The organism is Acidiluteibacter sp. (genome assembly GCF_055129545.1).
Map to the genome: position 1 here is coordinate 79,356 of NZ_JBSRUB010000012.1, position 17,301 is coordinate 96,656.

Consider the following 17,301-nt stretch of genomic DNA (forward strand, 5'->3'; position numbering starts at 1 on the left):
CAGTCCGTGAAAATTTTCTTGATAGTTGAAACTAACTAGCCCATTCCGAAATCTAAAAAGCAAAATCTACTTACTCAACAACTGCAAAGTTCCTTTAGTATTCAATTTCTTTCCATCTATAAAATGAATGGATAATTGATAAAAGTAAGTGCCATCAGTTGCTTTTTCTCCGCTCTTATTTCTTCCGTCCCAACAAACATCATTTTCGTCAAAAATAGTTACACCCCATCGGTTGAGTATTGTAATCTTAAAGCGGACAATATCATTTCCTGTAGGCTCAAAACAGTCGTTAATTCCATCGCCATTTGGTGTAAATACATTGGGGATGGTATAATTCGAAGGCAATACTTCAATGGTTTTTTGAACTTCGAATGAACATTCCTCCGCTGACTTTAGTATTAATAGAACAGGATAAAATCCAGGAGATTTAAATTGATAGTAAATACTTTCAAGATTACCCACCACTTGATTTTCTATCAGCCACTGAGGTGAAAAAGAATTTCGAGTGGTATTCGTAAACAGCACAGAATCTCTTGTTCTAATTAAAGTAGGCATAACTTCAAAAGAAGGTTCTATAGAAGGATGAGTTTGTATAAAAATGCTGTCTCTCAAAGTGTCGCAACCATTATAAACCTCAACCCAAAAGATCCCGGAATCCTGAACAGTGATAGTCGAAGTCGTTTCATTGGTTGACCATAAATAATTCGGATAAACTCCTGCAGTTAACTCCAACGATTCATTGGGGCAGAGAGTAGTGTCCTTGCCAAGTGAAAGTGGTGATAAAGGAGGAATTTCAGTAATTTCTATCGAATCTCTAACGGTTCCGCAGAAATCGGAGGCTTCTAACCAATAGATGCCGGCTTGTCCCACTTTAATTGATGCAGTAGTTGAAGCATTCGACCAAGTATAATTAGGCAATACCGTATTGCTTTGAAGCAAAACAGAATCCCCGCTGCAGAATGAAGTATCCTTTCCTAAATCAATTGAAATTAATGGTTGGTAGCTAATCGTTACAGTATCTCTTAAGGTATCGCAAGCAGCAATAACAGATAAGATATATTGTCCAGGTTTGTCCACTAAAATGGTTTTTGTAGTTGCTCCGGTAGACCATAGGTATGCATCAAAATTAGAATTTTGATCGCCCAATCGGATACTCTCAGCGCTGCAAAGTATGGTGTCGTTTCCTAGCTCAATACTTCCTCTATCTTTTGTATAACTGCAAAGTGTGGTTGTAGTAATGTTCTGATTAGTAACAGTAAATAGTTCGTCGGTAGAAGTGATGACAGTGCTGTTTGTATGGGATGGTAGCGATAACTGAGCGATTGATAATGTATCAATGGTGTAGTTTGCGGTGACATTGGAATCGGGGCAATTCAACAGTGAAAGCGTATCATTCAACTTGGCTATTGTGATTTTTGGAATGATTTGAGTTTGCGTGATTCCACTGGCTAAGATATTGCCATTTTTGTCTTCTATGAAATCGGATAATGAGATATTTTGGTATGGATGAATCAATTTTTTGAATAGCACTTGACTGCCATTTGATGGGTCGATTTCAAGGGTTGTATTCAATCCAGAAGTGCCATCCATTCCTAAATACAACAAGTTCCCATTCTTTCGAAGTACTGAGCTATTGGGAAGGAAAGTGTTAAAGTTTTTGATGTTCCAGCGCACTGAACCATCTTTATTCAACATCAAATAATTAATGGGTTGGCCCGAAGAGTGGTCAAATGACGAAAAGGCATAACCAAAGGGAGTTTCTATTCCTTTCATAGGGTCGATTCTTCCATTAAATTCATTTCTCCATTCTATATTTCCATTATCATCTAGTTTAACAAAAGTTTTGTCCATTGTAAAAAGAGCTCCTCCATCAGAGGTTCCAAACATAAAGCCATAATGCCATGAGTGAAAATCGTATAACTTGTACCAAACAATGGATCCATCTGGGTTTAGTTTTAGAATTGATGGTCTGCTAGCTGGACCTGGAGTGGTATTGTCATAATTGATATAAACTAAGATTTGATTGCTTGTGGAGATGTCCAAACTATAGGTAATACAACTTAAATTAGACGTGTTGGTAGTATATTTTTTGAAGAAATTAATGGTCCCGTTTTTAGCAATACTGATTACAAATGGTTCTCTAAAACTACCATTAACAAAATATCCTGCAATGACAGTATTATCTAGTTGATCAGACTGTGTTTCTATCATTCGCATACTTGATGGATGTTCAATCAATTTTGACCACAAAACATCGCCACAAGGATTATAGGAAGACACCATTATGTTTCTTATTCCTTGGCTGTTATTTTTTTCAGCAACAGTTATGATGGTTCCATCATTAAGTTCGGACAATTTTGGGTTGCCTACTGAACTATTCGTTGGATGATCAAACTGCTTCAAGTATAAATCTTGAGAGAATAAAGTGAATGGAAGAAATAGGATCAAATATATAAAACGTCTCATACTACAGATGACGAAAAATAAACTTGAAGGGTTGTTTTTTGTAAAAAAAAAGAATGGCTGCGCTGATATCGCAAAAGGCAGCCATTCTATTCTTCAGTTAAACAATTTAGTTTGAATTTGAAAACAGATAAGTACTTCAAACTTCATCATTTTAGAGTGTTTTAGGTCATGGAATTTCATAGATGACGACAAATTCTTCATAATAGTTGCAAACGGATCGAAATGAAAAAAGTCACCTTCCATCCAAATAACAGGATAAAAGATGACTTTTAAAGTCCGTAAAATAAAAAGACTCTTATCTACTTTTATAAGCTTCTAACCCTTTTTCAAGGCAAACCAATGCTTTCTTCAGTTTGTCAATTTCTAGCACATAAGCTAGTCTCACTTCGTTCATTCCGCTTCTTGGAGTAGAGTAAAATCCACTTGCTGGTGCCATCATAACTGTTTCTCCATTGTAATCAAACGACTCCAACATCCACTGGCAAAAATGCCCTGCATCTTCAACTGGTAGTTGAGCAACTGCGTAAAATGCGCCGCCTGGTTTTGGACAAAACACACCATCAATCGCATTCAAACCATCTACTAAAATGTCTCTTCTATGCACATATTCAGTGATTACTCCATCAAAATAACTCTGAGGCGTTTTTAATGCTGCTTCAGCGGCTACTTGTCCTAATGATGGTGGGCTCAATCTTGCTTGAGCAAATTTCATGGCGGTTGCCATCAATGCTTTGTTTCGGCTAATCATTGCTCCAATTCTAACACCACACATGCTGTATCGCTTAGAAACAGAATCTACCACAACTACGTTTTGCTCAATTCCTTCTAGATTCAAAACAGAATGATGAACATTGTTGTCGTAGCAAAACTCACGGTATACTTCATCAGCAAATAAGAATAAATCGTGTTTTTTCACGATGTCTCTCAATGCTTCTAATTCTGCTTTGGAATATAAATAACCAGTTGGGTTACCCGGATTACAAATTAGAATGGCTTTGGTTTTTGAGGTAATGTTTTTCTCAAACTCTTCAATTGGAGGCAACGCAAATCCACTTTTAATGGAAGAGGCTATTGGCTTAACAGTGATTCCTGCTGTAGTAGAGAAACCATTGTAATTCGCATAAAATGGTTCTGGGATTATCACTTCATCACCTGGATTTAGACAACTCATGAATCCAAAAATCAACGCTTCAGATCCACCAGTTGTAACGATGATATCTTCAAAAGTGATTCCTTTACTGATGTTGTCGTAGTAACCTGCTAAGCCTTTTCTATAACTTTCAAAACCGGCAGAGTGACTGTACTCGATTACTTTTGGCTCATAATTATGTACTGCTTCCAAAGCTACTTCAGGAGTCGCGATGTCAGGCTGGCCGATGTTCAATTGGAAAATTGTTTTTCCTTGCGCTTTAGCTTTTTCTGCAAATGGTACCAATTTTCTAATCGGTGACTCGGGCATCTGTTGCCCTCTGTTAGATATTTGAGGCATATTCTTTTCTTTAAAATTCGACTGCAAAACTCAACATTATTTCTATTATACCAATGTGATTTAAAAAATGGACTCATTTTTTTAAATCTTACAGTGGTAAATGCCGATTGCTAAAACAAACAGTAGAATGAGGCATTGCCGATATTAGGCTGTATTATTTTCCATTTCGGTATTAATTCGAAATGAAAAAATAGATCATAAAAAAAGCGTCTTGGCTTAGCCAAAACGCTTTCGAAAAAATTAAGTTATTCGCAGTAACTTAGTTTATATTAGTTTTCTACCGGACCAGCAGGTGCTGATTTCTCTGGTGTTGTTTGTACATCTTTTACAGTTCCTTTAATTCTTAAAACTGTAGTTGGGTTCGTTGCGTTTGAAGTTACAGTAACTGATTTGTTAATTGGTCCAACTCTATCCGTCGCATATTTAACTTTGATAGAAGATTTTTCGCCTGGCTTAATAGGCTCTTTTGGCCAAGAGGGAACAGTACATCCACAAGAACCTCTAGAGTTAGAAATAATTAATGGCTGATTACCAGTGTTTGTGAATGAAAATTCACGAACGCCATCTGCATAACGATCAATAGTACCGTAATCAATAACTTCCGTGTCGAAAGTGATTTCAGGACCGTCCTCAGCTGGTTTTGCTGTTGAGCTCTGTGCATTCACTGCAAAGATTGAACTGATTAGAATTCCAAATAGTAAAATGCTTTTTTTCATGACTCTTGTTTTTTAAGATTGTCTCAAATTTAGAGATAAAATGCTTTTGGAAAAAATGTGTTAACAGTTCTTTAACACTTTTTCTTGTTGAATCAGTGAATAAGTTAATGAGTGAATAAGTCAATTAATTTAGAGATTTGAAAAATGAGAGAATAGACCGCTTCGCTGTTAGAGGTTAGAAGCAAGAGGTTTTTGTTTTTTCTTAGCGAAGCCTTTGTGTTCTTTGTGCCTTTGTGGTGAAATCTCAGAGATTAGACCGCTCCGCTGTTAGAGGTTAGAAGCAAGAGATAATAAGAAAGAAGTTAGAGCTTAGAGATGTTTGTTTTATACTTCGCGAAGCCTTCGTGCTCTCTGTGCCTTTGTGGTGAAAATTTTAGCAGTTAGCTTTTTTATAACACTCCTCACACAATTAAAAAAATCGTTAGAATAGCACAACTGGAATTGATAAATTTGCAAATCAATTTTTAATCTCAAGAATACCGCATTAATGGAAATTTCAAAAGCATACAACGCAATAGAGTCGGAGAAGAAGTGGTACAGCTACTGGATGGAACAAAATTTCTTTCACTCTGAGCCAGATGAGAGAGAGGCGTATACCATCGTAATTCCTCCTCCAAATGTTACCGGTGTATTACACATGGGGCATATGTTGAACAATACCATCCAAGATGTATTGGTCAGAAGAGCGCGTATGTTGGGTAAAAATGCATGTTGGGTTCCAGGAACTGACCATGCTTCCATTGCTACTGAAGCAAAAGTGGTTGATAAATTAAAGAAACAAGGAATCAATAAATCTGACCTAACTAGAGAGGAGTTTTTAAAACACGCTTGGGAATGGACGGAAGAATATGGTGGAACTATATTAAGTCAGCTAAAAAGGTTGGGCGCTTCTTGTGATTGGGAACGTACCCGATTTACGATGGAAGATGATTTGTCTGCTGCTGTTCAAGAAGTATTTATTGACTTGTTTAATAAAGGATTAATTTACCGGGGAGTTCGAATGGTCAATTGGGATCCTTCTGCTCAAACGGCTCTTTCTGATGAAGAAGTTGTACATAAAGAAGTAAATTCTAAGTTTTACCACATCCAATATCAAGTTGAAGGTAGTGAAGAGGTATTAACGATCGCTACTACTCGTCCGGAGACGATTTTGGGTGATACTGCAATTTGTGTCAATCCAACTGATGAGCGATATACTCACCTTAAAGGAAAGAAAGCGATTGTTCCTTTAATAGGAAGAGTTATTCCAATTATTCAAGATGAATACGTAGATGTAGAATTTGGAACAGGTTGTTTGAAAGTAACACCTGCGCACGACATTAATGATTACGAATTGGGAATTCGCCACAATTTAGAAAGTATCGACATTTTAAACGATGATGGTACATTAAGTGAAGCGGCACAATTATATATCGGTCAGGATCGATTTGACGTAAGAAAACAAATCGCAAAAGACTTAAAAGAAAAGGGTGCTTTAATAAAAGAAGAAGACATCCAAAATAAGGTGGGTTATTCAGAACGAACCAATGCTGTTATCGAACCTAAATTATCGATGCAGTGGTTTTGTAAGATGAAAGAAATGGCTGCTCCTGCTTTGGATAAAGTAATGGACGATACCATCAAATTCTATCCTGCGAATACCAAGAATACATATAAGCATTGGATGGAAAACATCAAAGATTGGTGTGTTTCGCGTCAATTGTGGTGGGGTCATCAGATTCCTGCTTTTTACTTTGGCAATGGAGCCAATGATTATGTGGTTGCTGCCACTGCAGAGTTAGCATTGGATTTAGCAAAGGAGAAGTCTGGAAATACAGGGTTAACTGTTGCTGATTTAAGACAAGATGAAGATTGCCTAGATACTTGGTTCTCTTCATGGTTGTGGCCTATTTCTGTTTTTGATGGATTTAAAGATCCTGATAATAAAGACATCAACTATTATTACCCAACCAATGATTTAGTAACTGCTCCTGAAATTATGTTTTTCTGGGTAGCACGTATGATTATGGCTGGTTATGAATACAAAGACTTGCCACCGTTTAAGAATGTGTATTACACTGGTATCGTTCGCGATAAGCAAGGACGTAAAATGTCTAAGTCATTAGGAAATTCACCTGACCCGATTGAGTTGATTGAAAAGTACAGCGCTGATGGTGTTCGTATTGGTATGTTATTCAGTTCGCCTGCAGGAAATGACTTATTGTTTGATGAAAGTTCATGCGAGCAAGGAAGAAACTTTAGCAACAAAATTTGGAATGCATTCCGATTGGTAAAAGGATGGGAAATCGCAGACATTGAGCAACCAGAGAGTTCTAAAAAAGCCATTGAATGGTTTGACCATAAATTGAATGAAACATTAATTACGATTGAAGATCATTACGGTAAATTCCGAATGTCTGATGCGTTAATGTCGACTTATAAATTAGTTTGGGATGAATTCTGTTCTTGGTATTTAGAGATGATTAAGCCGGCTTATCAGCAGCCGATTGATAGAGCTACTTTTGATGCAACGATTGTGAATTTTGAGCGAATCTTAAAGGTGATTCATCCGTTTATGCCATTTATCTCAGAAGAGCTTTGGCACTTAATTGCTGATCGTGAAGCCAAGGATTGTCTGATTGTAGCACAATGGCCAGCCATCGGAACACCGGATGAAAAACTGTTAGCTGATTTCGATTATACTAAAGAGATTGTATCAGCAATAAGAAACTTTAGAAAATCGAAAAATATCCCGAATAAGGATGCCATTCAATTGAAAGTAAAATTGAACGATACCTATAATAAGTCGTTTGATTCGGTAATGACCAAGTTGGGAAATATTGAAGAGTTGGAATTTGTAACTGATAAAGTTGACGAAGCCATGTCTATCGTTATTGGTAAAAATGAATTCTTTATTCCTGTTTCAGGAGCCATTGATGTGGAAGCTGAAAAAGAAAAAATTCAGAAAGAATTGGACTATACCAAAGGCTTTATGAAAGGAGTGGAGAAGAAATTGAGCAACGAACGATTTGTAAACAATGCACCAGAAGAAGTGGTAGCCATTGAGAAGAAAAAGATGGACGATGCCAAAGCGAGGATTGCTGTATTGGAAGAGCAGTTGGTGAACTTGGGGTAATTCTTTTAATGGTGAATTATTAATGGTGAATTGTTAATTTTTGAATTGCTCCGCAATTCCATCTGTCAGCCAATTAATGCGCAATGAGGGTTAAGTTGCTGTTTTGTTACAAGTTAGGGCTTTTTGCTTCGCGAAGCCTTTGTGCCTTTGTGGTGAAAAAATCAATAAGTGAATAGGTCAAAGAGTGAATCAGTTAATTAATAAAATTTGAACTCCGAAGGAGTGTTATTATTATAGTATATAATTCATAGTATCAAAGAACCCTGTAAGGGTGATATTTCCTTGAATCTTATAATTGATGGTAGAATGCATTGAATTTAGAAGTGAGTGAGAATGTTTTATTAAACCATAAAACTAGTCTATTCGAGAATTTGTACCCAACCAGTTTAAAAAAATTATTAATAGTATTTTAACTTTCATTAGCTGAATTTCATTTTAATTTGCATCGAATATTAGACTATCATGGCAAGAAAGGATTGGAAATATCAAAATAGAGAAATCAGTTGGTTATCATTTAACGAACGCGTATTGCAAGAGGCGATGGATCCAAATGTTCCACTGTTGGAGCGGATGCGCTTTCTGGGTATTTATTCCAATAACTTAGACGAGTTTTTTAGAGTTCGTGTGGCTACCATTAGTCGCATGATAGAATACGGGAAAAAAGCCATTCCCATTTTAGGATATGATCCAAAGGTAACTTTAAAGGAAATTTTAAGTATTAATCGGCAGCACTTGCTTCAATTTGAAGAAACCTATGCCGAACTCAAACGACTATTAGTTGACCAAGAAATATTTCTTGTCGACGAGAATGAACTAACTCCTGAACAGGGAGAGCAAGTGACGAAGTACTTCAGGAATCATGTGCGTCCATCATTGGTTCCACTAATGATAGAAGATAAACGTCCATTTCCAACTTTAAATGGAAAAGGGATTTATTTTGCAGTTAAATTATACAATGGAGAGGGTTCTTCTAAAAAAGACATTCAGTATTCCATTATTGAAATTCCTTCACAAATAATTTCTCGTTTTTATATTCTACCTGAGGAAGAAGGGAAAAAATACATCATTCTTTTAGATGATGTGATTCGATTTTGTTTAGGAGAAATTTATGCCATATTTGAATACGAAAATGTAGAAGCGTACACCATCAAATTTACTAGAGATGAGGAGCTGGACATGGAAGACAATGTTTCGGTGAGTTTAATTGAAAAGTTAGAGTCGGGAATTAAAGCACGCAAGAGAGGAGACACGGTTCGGTTTGTTTATGATAAGACAATGCCTTCTGATTTGTTGGATTTCTTGCTGTCAAACAATGCTATAGAAGAAGAGGATAATATAGTTGCTGGTGGTCGATACCATAACTTTAAAGATTTTATTGACTTTCCTGTGATTGGAGCAAAACGGTTGAGGTATAAACCACTTCCTGCGGTTAAGCACAAATACTTGGAGAGCCATGTGAGTTTGTTTACAGCCATTAGAGAAAAGGATATTTTATTGTCTTATCCTTATCAATCCTTTAATTATGTGATTGATTTGTTGAGAGAAGCCGCAATTGACCCCAAAGTGAGGTCCATAAAAATTACGTTATATCGAGTGGCTAAAAACTCCAAGGTGATTAATGCGCTAATCAATGCAGCTAAAAATGGGAAAGCAGTTACTGTAATCGTTGAGCTTCAAGCTAGATTTGATGAAGAGTCTAATATTTATTATGCCAACAAGCTGCAAGAAGAAGGGATTAAAGTGAATTTTGGAATTGCAGGGTTAAAAGTGCACACCAAAATCATCCTAATTCGTAGAAAAGAGACCAATAAAAATGTTTACTACGCCCACATCGGAACAGGGAATTTTAACGAGAAAACTTCTGAGATTTATTGCGATCATTCTTTTTTAACTGCCAATACGAAGATTACAAATGAAGTAAAGAAAGTATTTGCTTTCTTTAAGGATAACTACAAGCGACATGTTTTTAGACATTTGATTGTTAGTCCGTTTAACACAAGAAGGCAATTTATTAAATTGGTGAAAGCTGAAATTGCAAATGCAAAAGCTGGTTTACCTTCAGGGGTAACGATAAAAGTAAACAACCTCAATGATGAGGAAATGGCAAATGTGCTGTATGAAGCTAGTGAAGCCGGAGTAAAAATCAATTTGATTGTTCGAAGTATTTGTAACGTAATCCCACAACAATCCTACAGCAAGAACATCCACGCCATAAGTTTAGTAGATCGTTTGTTGGAGCATGCGAGGGTTGTGATCTTTCAAAATGGTGGAGACCCAAAAGTTTACATTGGTTCAGCCGATTGGATGACTAGAAACATTGATCGAAGGGTAGAGGTAACGGTTCCTATTTTTGATCCGAAGATAAAGCAAGAGTTGATTGACATGATCAATATTCAGTTAAAAGACAATAAGAAGGCTAGAATCTGGGATGAAGAATTGACAAACGAATATGTAAAGACCAATTCGGATAAAGAATGTCGGGCGCAGATTGCTACTCATGAGTATTTTAAGCGAAAGCTAGAGACGAAGATTAAATAAGTCAATTTATTAATGAATTAATGAATCAATAAGTCAATTTGTCAATCAATGAATAAGTGAATTTTTCTTTACTTCCAATTTTATTGCCTTTTTAGTATTTTAAATTAACAAGTTAATGTGTTATTACAACTAGCTTTTTCATCCAGAGCTTTTTGAGTTTACATTGAGTTATGTCGAAATGAAGGATATGAAAAGCTCAAAGCTGAAAGCATAAGGCCAAAAGCCCGATGCTGAGTAATATTCTTACATTATCTGCGAAAATCAGCGAGAACTTGTCCGCCTTTTGGCTGATCTGCGGGAGAAAAATATCAATGTAACAATTCATAAATATATCAATGTGATAATGGAAAGATCCTTAGCGCCCTTTGCGAAAAACTTAGTGACCTTTGTGGTTAAATAAACAATCCTAAAAATCCGACATTTGTTTTCCAATCATCAAACCATTTACTATTGAAGCCTATTCCAACTTTTTTAACCGATAAACTTGATCGAGCCAATCAAAATAAAAAGGAGAATAAGGCTTTTTTAGACCGATTGAAAAAGAAGAAACCCAAAGATTTGGATCAGCAGTTTCATGAGTTGCATGAAGAAGCTTTTGATGAAATTGATTGTTTGGATTGTGGCAATTGTTGCAAAACAACTTCACCCATATTTCAGCAGAAAGACATTGAACGCATGGCCAAGCATTTCAAAATGCGACCTGCTGAATTTGTCACCCAATATTTGGTGGAAGACGATGAGCACGACTTTGTATTTCCATCTGCACCTTGTCCGTTTCTAGCCGACGACAACTATTGCATGGCGTATGAAGCTCGTCCAAATGCTTGTCGGGAATATCCGCATACCGACCGCAGAAAAATGCATCAGATTTTAAATTTGACTTATAAAAACACTTTTGTTTGTCCAGCTGTTTCTGATATCGTGGAGCAGATTAAAATCAAATCCGCCAATAGATAATTGCAATTTAACCGCCCTTTTAAAGGAGTTTCCAAATTATCCCCTTATTTTTATAGACTATCTTAATAAGTGATGAGTCAATTATTACAAACGTCTATTGAATACCTGAAAGGAGTTGGCCCTAAGCGTGGTGAGCTGCTGAAGAAAGGGTTGAATATCCATACGTTTGGAGACTTAATGACGCATTATCCGTTTCGATATGTCGATCGAACGAAGTTCTATACCATTTCAGAACTGCATCCTGATTTGCCCTATATTCAAATTGTAGGCGAATTTGTGAACATTGAAACCATTGGTGCAACTCGGCAAAAAAGGTTATCTGCAACCTTCAAAGATGATACTGGTCGAATTCAAGTGGTTTGGTTTAAGGGAATTAAATTTCTGGGTTCAACGGTTCGAGTAGGAGTAAAGTATGTGCTGTTTGGAAAAGTCACTGCATTCAATCATTCGCTGAGCATTGTCCATCCGGAGCTAGAAACTTTGGTGGAGTATAAAAACAATATTCAATCGACACTCCAAGCCGTTTACACTTCCACCGAAAAGTTGAATAATTCTGGGCTGAGCACCAAGAATATTGTCAAGCTACAGAAGAATCTTTTTACTCAATTGATTGGAAAAATTCCTGAGAATTTATCTGCTGATTTAATTGAGCAATATAAATTGCTGCCAAGGGAAAAGGCATTGATTCAATTGCATTTTCCGAAGAATACAGAATTGTTAAAGCGCGCTATTTTTAGACTAAAGTTTGAAGAGTTGTTTTTTATTCAATTGGAATTGTTGAAACTAAAACTCATCAATACCAATAAAACGAAAGGCTTTGCTTTTCCAACCATTGGGGAGTATTTCAATTATTTCTATCAGAATAACCTTGCCTTTGAATTGACGAATGCTCAAAAACGAGTATTGAAAGAAATTCGGAAAGACATGGGAACCGGCCGACAAATGAATCGACTGCTGCAAGGAGATGTAGGAAGTGGAAAAACAGTGGTGGGATTAATGTCGATGTTGATGGCGATGGACAATGGATTTCAAGCATGCTTGATGGCGCCAACGGAAATTTTAGCGCAACAGCATTATATATCATTGCAAGAAATGTTGGAAGGCATGCCAGTTAAAATTTCCTTATTGACTGGTTCGGTTAAGATCAAAGATCGAAGAATTATTCACAAAGAATTAGAAAGTGGCGAGCTCCATATTTTGGTGGGAACACATGCACTTTTAGAAGATAAAGTCAAGTTTCAAAACCTTGGGTTGTGTGTCATTGACGAACAACATCGATTTGGAGTAGCACAACGAGCCAAATTGTGGAAGAAAAATGAAAATGGAGTGCCGCATATTTTAGTGATGACAGCCACTCCAATACCACGAACCCTAGCCATGACGCTTTATGGAGATTTGGATGTCTCTGTTATTGATGAATTGCCACCAGGTCGGAAACCAATCTCTACACTTCATTGGTTTGAGAATAAACGAGAGCGATTGTGGGGCGTGCTTCGTGAGCAAATTAAATTAGGTCGTCAGGTGTACATTGTTTATCCATTAATTGACGAATCAGAAAAGATGGATTACGCGAATTTACAAGCTGGTTTTGATGATGTGTTGAATAAATTTCCTCGACCTGAATATCAAGTGAGCATTGTGCACGGACAAATGACCAATGAGAATAAGGAAGCAGAAATGCAGCGCTTTGTGAAAGGCGAAACCCACATTATGGTGGCCACAACAGTTATCGAGGTGGGCGTTAATGTGCCGAATGCTTCCTTGATGGTGATTGAAAGTGCAGAGCGTTTTGGTCTGTCGCAATTGCATCAGTTGAGAGGCAGAGTAGGACGTGGAGCAGAACAGTCGTATTGTTATTTAATGACTGGGTATAAATTGTCGGACGATGGAAAATTGCGGATGAAAACCATGACCGAGACCAATGATGGGTTTCAAATAGCAGAAGTAGATTTGAAATTACGTGGTCCAGGTGATTTGTCGGGCACTCAACAAAGCGGCGTGCCAGTCAACTTAAAGCTAACTAATTTGGCCAAGGATGGTCAGTTGATAGAAATGGCGAGAAATGCGGCTAGAGATATTTTGGATAAAGACCCGGATTTGCAATTGACCGAGCACCAACCAATATTGGCTTTCGCCCGAGAACAGCAAAGAGGGAAGACGAATTGGAGTCGGATTTCGTAATTGAATTATTCAATCAGTTAATATTTTAATAAGTCAATAGTTATTTGTCAGACTGAGCGGAGTCGAAGTCTAGATAAATCATTATTACAGAATCAATTTCCTTAGCGTACCTGCCTGCCGCAGGCATGGCTTTGCGAAAATTCTTTGCGCCCTTTGCGGTTAATAATCATTAAAATGTTTCTGCGAAAATCAGCGAAATCTAAGGGAGAACACTTTTTAAACCCTTAATTTTACCCCAAAATCTAAGCTTTGACAGAAATCCTAACTTTCGTAAAAGAATACCACGAACATCAAGCAGCAGTTTATGCCTTAGAGCAAGGACCCACTCCCGAAACTTTTTTCTCTGCAGGTTCAGATCGAAAAGTAATACTGTGGGATGTGGCCACGGATGAGCACAAAGTAATTGCTCAAATTCCTGCTATGATTGTTTCCTTGTGCTACTTAACGGAGCAAAACATTTTGTTGGTGGGGCAAACTGGTGGAGGAATTCACGTATTGGATTTAGCTCAAAAGAAGGAAATTAAATTACTCGCAGCACATAAAGAATATGTGTTCGACATAAAACACAATGCAGATAAAAAGCAATTTTATGTGGCGTCAGGCGATGGAAGCATTTCCATTTGGAATTTAGTAAACTTTGAATTGATCCATCAAGTGAAATTGACCGATCAAAAGATTAGACAATTGACTTTTTCAACCAAACGGAACGAGTTAGCGATTGGTTGTGGAGATGGAAAAGTTCACCTCATTGATGGGGATACATTTGAAGCGAAACAAATATTGTCTCATGATTCGGGCGTCAATTCTTTGCTTTATATCAATGATCAACAGCATTTGTTAGTGGGATTAAAAAATGCACATTTAGCAGAGTGGGACTTAATGATGTATCAAAAAGTCAATGAATTTCCTGCACACAATTGGGCGATTTACAGTTTGAAGCAACATTTAAATCAATCCTTTTTCTATTCCGCTAGTCGAGATAAAACCATAAAAGTGTGGGATGTGAATGCATTAAAACCACTGCAGCGAATTCAGTTGCCAAAATACAAAGGACACACACATTCGGTGAATGCACTTTTGCCTTTAGCTTCAACTGATTTATTGATCAGTACAGGAGACGATCGACGAGTGAAAGTGTGGCAAGTTAAATCGGTATAAATCACATTTAATCGATTCGCAGGCCTTTACTATCTAAGCGTTTTTTTATCTTTGTTCTTTTAATTTTTGATTCCATTATTCCATGAAGATAGCATACAGTTGGTTACGCAATTACATCAAAGTTGATATTACTCCTCAAGAAGCTTCTATTTATCTAACCGATTGTGGATTAGAAGTAGAAGGAATGGAAGAGGTAGAAACCATCAAAGGTGGTTTGAAAGGCATTATAATCGGTGAAGTTTTGACCAAAGTAAAACATCCTGATGCTGATAAATTGAATTGCACGACCGTAAATGTTGGAAGCGGAGAGCCGTTGAGTATTGTTTGTGGTGCACCCAATGTGGAAGTGGGACAAAAAGTAGTTGTTTCAACTGTTGGAGCAGAGCTATTTCCAATCGATGGAGAATCTTTTAAAATCAAGAAATCAAAAATAAGAGGTGAAGTTTCCGAAGGGATGATTTGTGCAGAAGATGAAATCGGATTGGGAAAAGGTCACGATGGAATCATGGTCTTGGATCCCAATGCAGTTGTTGGTACTCCTGCTGCCGAATATTTCAATGTTGAAAGCGATTGGATGATAGAAATTGGCTTAACGCCAAACAGAGCTGATGCAGCATCACATTTTGGAGTAGCTAGAGATTTAGTGGCTGTATTAAAACGATACGATAAAGCGGCCGAATTAATAAAGCAATCAGTTGACGCATTTAAAGTAGCGAATACATCAAGAACGATTGCGGTTTCCATTGAAGATCAAGAAGCTTGTCCGCGTTATTCTTCTGTAACTATTTCAGGAGTGGAGGTAAAGGATAGTCCGAATTGGTTGAAGAATCACCTATTGACAATTGGCGCAAAGCCGATCAATAATGTGGTGGATGTGACCAATTATGTATTGCACGAAATGGGGCAGCCGCTTCATGCGTTTGATGCCGATAAAATTGTTGGAGACAAAGTAATCGTGAAACAATTACCAGAAGAAACTGCTTTTGTAACCTTAGACGGTGTAGAAAGAAAGTTATCTGACAAAGACTTGATGATTTGCAATGCAAAAGAAGGCATGTGTATCGCAGGTGTTTTTGGTGGCGAAAAATGTGGCGTAAAGACTTCAACTACAAATGTATTTTTAGAGAGTGCTTACTTTAATCCTGTTTCAGTTCGTAAAACGGCGAAAAGACATGGATTAAACACAGATGCTTCTTTCCGTTACGAAAGAGGAACTGATCCAAATATTACGATTTATGCTTTGAAAAGAGCGGCTTTGTTGATTCAAGAATTAGCAGGTGGTGAGATTTCAAGTGAGATCAATGACATCTACCCAAATCCGATTGCCAACTTTGAGTTTGATTTTTCCATTGCCAACTGCAATAGAATCATTGGTCAGGAAATAGGAGAGGAGCGAATCAAGCAAATTTTAACTGATTTAGAAATAGAAATAAAGGCAGAAAAGGATGGCGTTTTAAGTTTGTCTGTTCCTCCTTACCGAGTAGATGTGCAGCGTGAAATTGATGTGATTGAAGATATATTAAGAATCTTTGGGTACAACCACATTGAGATGCCAGACTTTTTGAAGTCGTCATTATCCTATGCACCAAAACCAGATGCTGAAGAAATTCAGAACAGTGTTTCTAACTTAATGACCGACAACGGATTTTACGAGATTTGGAACAATTCTTTAACGGCTGCTAGTTTGTATAAAACAGACGATAAACTAGGTAATGATGTTGTGGAAATGCTAAATCCATTGAGCTCTGACTTAAGTGTGATGCGTCAAAATTTATTGTTTGGTGGATTGGATACGTTGAGGTATAACATCAACCGAAAGTCAGACCGATTGAAATTATATGAATTCGGAAAGACCTATTTCAGAACAGAAGAAGGAAAATACAAAGAGATTAAGCGAGTGGCTTTATTGATGACAGGAACTAGCCAAACTGAAAACTGGCAATCCAAATCAGTGAATGCAGATTTCTACAATTTAAAGAATCAAGTAGAGTTAATCATCCAGAAGTTGCGATTAAAAGGACGATTGGAGACGGCAGAAGTTACCAATGACGAGCAATTCGCCTATGGAATTTCTTATACTTTAAATAAACGACCATTGGTAACTTTTGGAGCTATAAGTGCGAAATTGAGAAAGCAGTTTGATATTGCTCAAGAAGTGTTCTATGCCGATTTTAATTGGGACAATGTGTTGAAGTTGGTTTCAACTAAAGCGGTTCAATATTCTCCGATTTCTAAGTTTCCAACGGTTCGAAGAGATTTAGCATTGTTGATTGACAATGGAATTCAATTTGAGCAAATCGAACAATTGGCGCAAAATCAGGAGCGAAAGCTGTTGAAAGAAGTGAACCTATTTGATGTTTACCAAGGAAAGAACCTAGCTGAAGGAAAGAAATCTTACGGCGTTAGTTTTACTTTCGGTGACGATGACAAAACGCTGACTGATGTCCAAATCGAAAAGGTAATGGAGAAGTTGATCAAGACCTATCGGAAGGAGTTGGGAGCGGAACTGCGTTAATTTATCAATAGGTTAATGTAGCAATGTATCAATTTTTTCATGTTAGAATTTAACAATGAAGAATACTTTGCAATTCCTGTTTTATAGATTAATGGTGTTTCTTTCCTTTGTCATCCAGAATTTTTTAAGTTTATACTGAGCGCGCCGAAGTGAAGCATAGATAATG

The 17,301-nt window shown here is 37.1% G+C and carries 9 protein-coding genes; 6 read left to right on the top strand and 3 right to left on the bottom strand.

What is annotated here, in order from left to right; translation table 11 throughout:
• Window positions 1-66: 66 nt before the first annotated feature.
• From ACTB0X_RS05560 to ACTB0X_RS05570, 3 genes are all read right to left on the bottom strand, one after another.
• A complete protein-coding gene (locus tag ACTB0X_RS05560; protein WP_463023999.1) occupies window positions 67-2,466 on the bottom strand; it encodes a gliding motility-associated C-terminal domain-containing protein in 2,400 nt (799 codons plus the stop codon).
• 295 nt (window positions 2,467-2,761) lie between these two features.
• Window positions 2,762-3,955 carry a pyridoxal phosphate-dependent aminotransferase gene (locus ACTB0X_RS05565; protein ID WP_463024000.1) on the bottom strand — a complete coding sequence of 398 codons (1,194 nt, stop codon included), beginning with the start codon at window positions 3,953-3,955 and terminating at the stop codon, window positions 2,762-2,764.
• Between the two features lie 269 nt (window positions 3,956-4,224).
• Window positions 4,225-4,671, bottom strand: a complete 447-nt coding sequence (locus ACTB0X_RS05570) for a DUF1573 domain-containing protein (RefSeq protein WP_463024001.1) — start codon at window positions 4,669-4,671, stop codon at window positions 4,225-4,227.
• Window positions 4,672-5,158: 487 nt separating this feature from the next.
• On the opposite strand from ACTB0X_RS05570, the gene ACTB0X_RS05575 reads away from it, so the two are divergent.
• From ACTB0X_RS05575 to pheT, 6 genes are all read left to right on the top strand, one after another.
• Window positions 5,159-7,786, top strand: a complete 2,628-nt coding sequence (locus ACTB0X_RS05575) for a valine--tRNA ligase (RefSeq protein WP_463024002.1) — start codon at window positions 5,159-5,161, stop codon at window positions 7,784-7,786.
• A gap of 462 nt (window positions 7,787-8,248) precedes the next feature.
• Window positions 8,249-10,324 carry a polyphosphate kinase 1 gene (gene ppk1 / locus ACTB0X_RS05580; RefSeq protein ID WP_463024003.1) on the top strand — a complete coding sequence of 692 codons (2,076 nt, stop codon included), beginning with the start codon at window positions 8,249-8,251 and terminating at the stop codon, window positions 10,322-10,324.
• Between the two features lie 459 nt (window positions 10,325-10,783).
• Complete coding sequence (locus tag ACTB0X_RS05585; protein WP_463024128.1) at window positions 10,784-11,281, top strand: YkgJ family cysteine cluster protein; 498 nt, start codon at window positions 10,784-10,786, stop codon at window positions 11,279-11,281.
• Window positions 11,282-11,353: 72 nt separating this feature from the next.
• Window positions 11,354-13,462: an ATP-dependent DNA helicase RecG gene (recG, locus tag ACTB0X_RS05590; protein ID WP_463024004.1), complete on the top strand. Its 2,109-nt coding sequence runs from the start codon at window positions 11,354-11,356 to the stop codon at window positions 13,460-13,462.
• 249 nt (window positions 13,463-13,711) lie between these two features.
• A complete protein-coding gene (locus ACTB0X_RS05595) occupies window positions 13,712-14,620 on the top strand; it encodes a WD40 repeat domain-containing protein (RefSeq protein ID WP_463024005.1) in 909 nt (302 codons plus the stop codon).
• Between the two features lie 82 nt (window positions 14,621-14,702).
• Window positions 14,703-17,135 (top strand): phenylalanine--tRNA ligase subunit beta, encoded by a 2,433-nt coding sequence (gene pheT, locus ACTB0X_RS05600; RefSeq protein ID WP_463024006.1) that lies wholly within the window; start codon window positions 14,703-14,705, stop codon window positions 17,133-17,135.
• The last annotated feature ends 166 nt before the right edge of the window (window positions 17,136-17,301 follow it).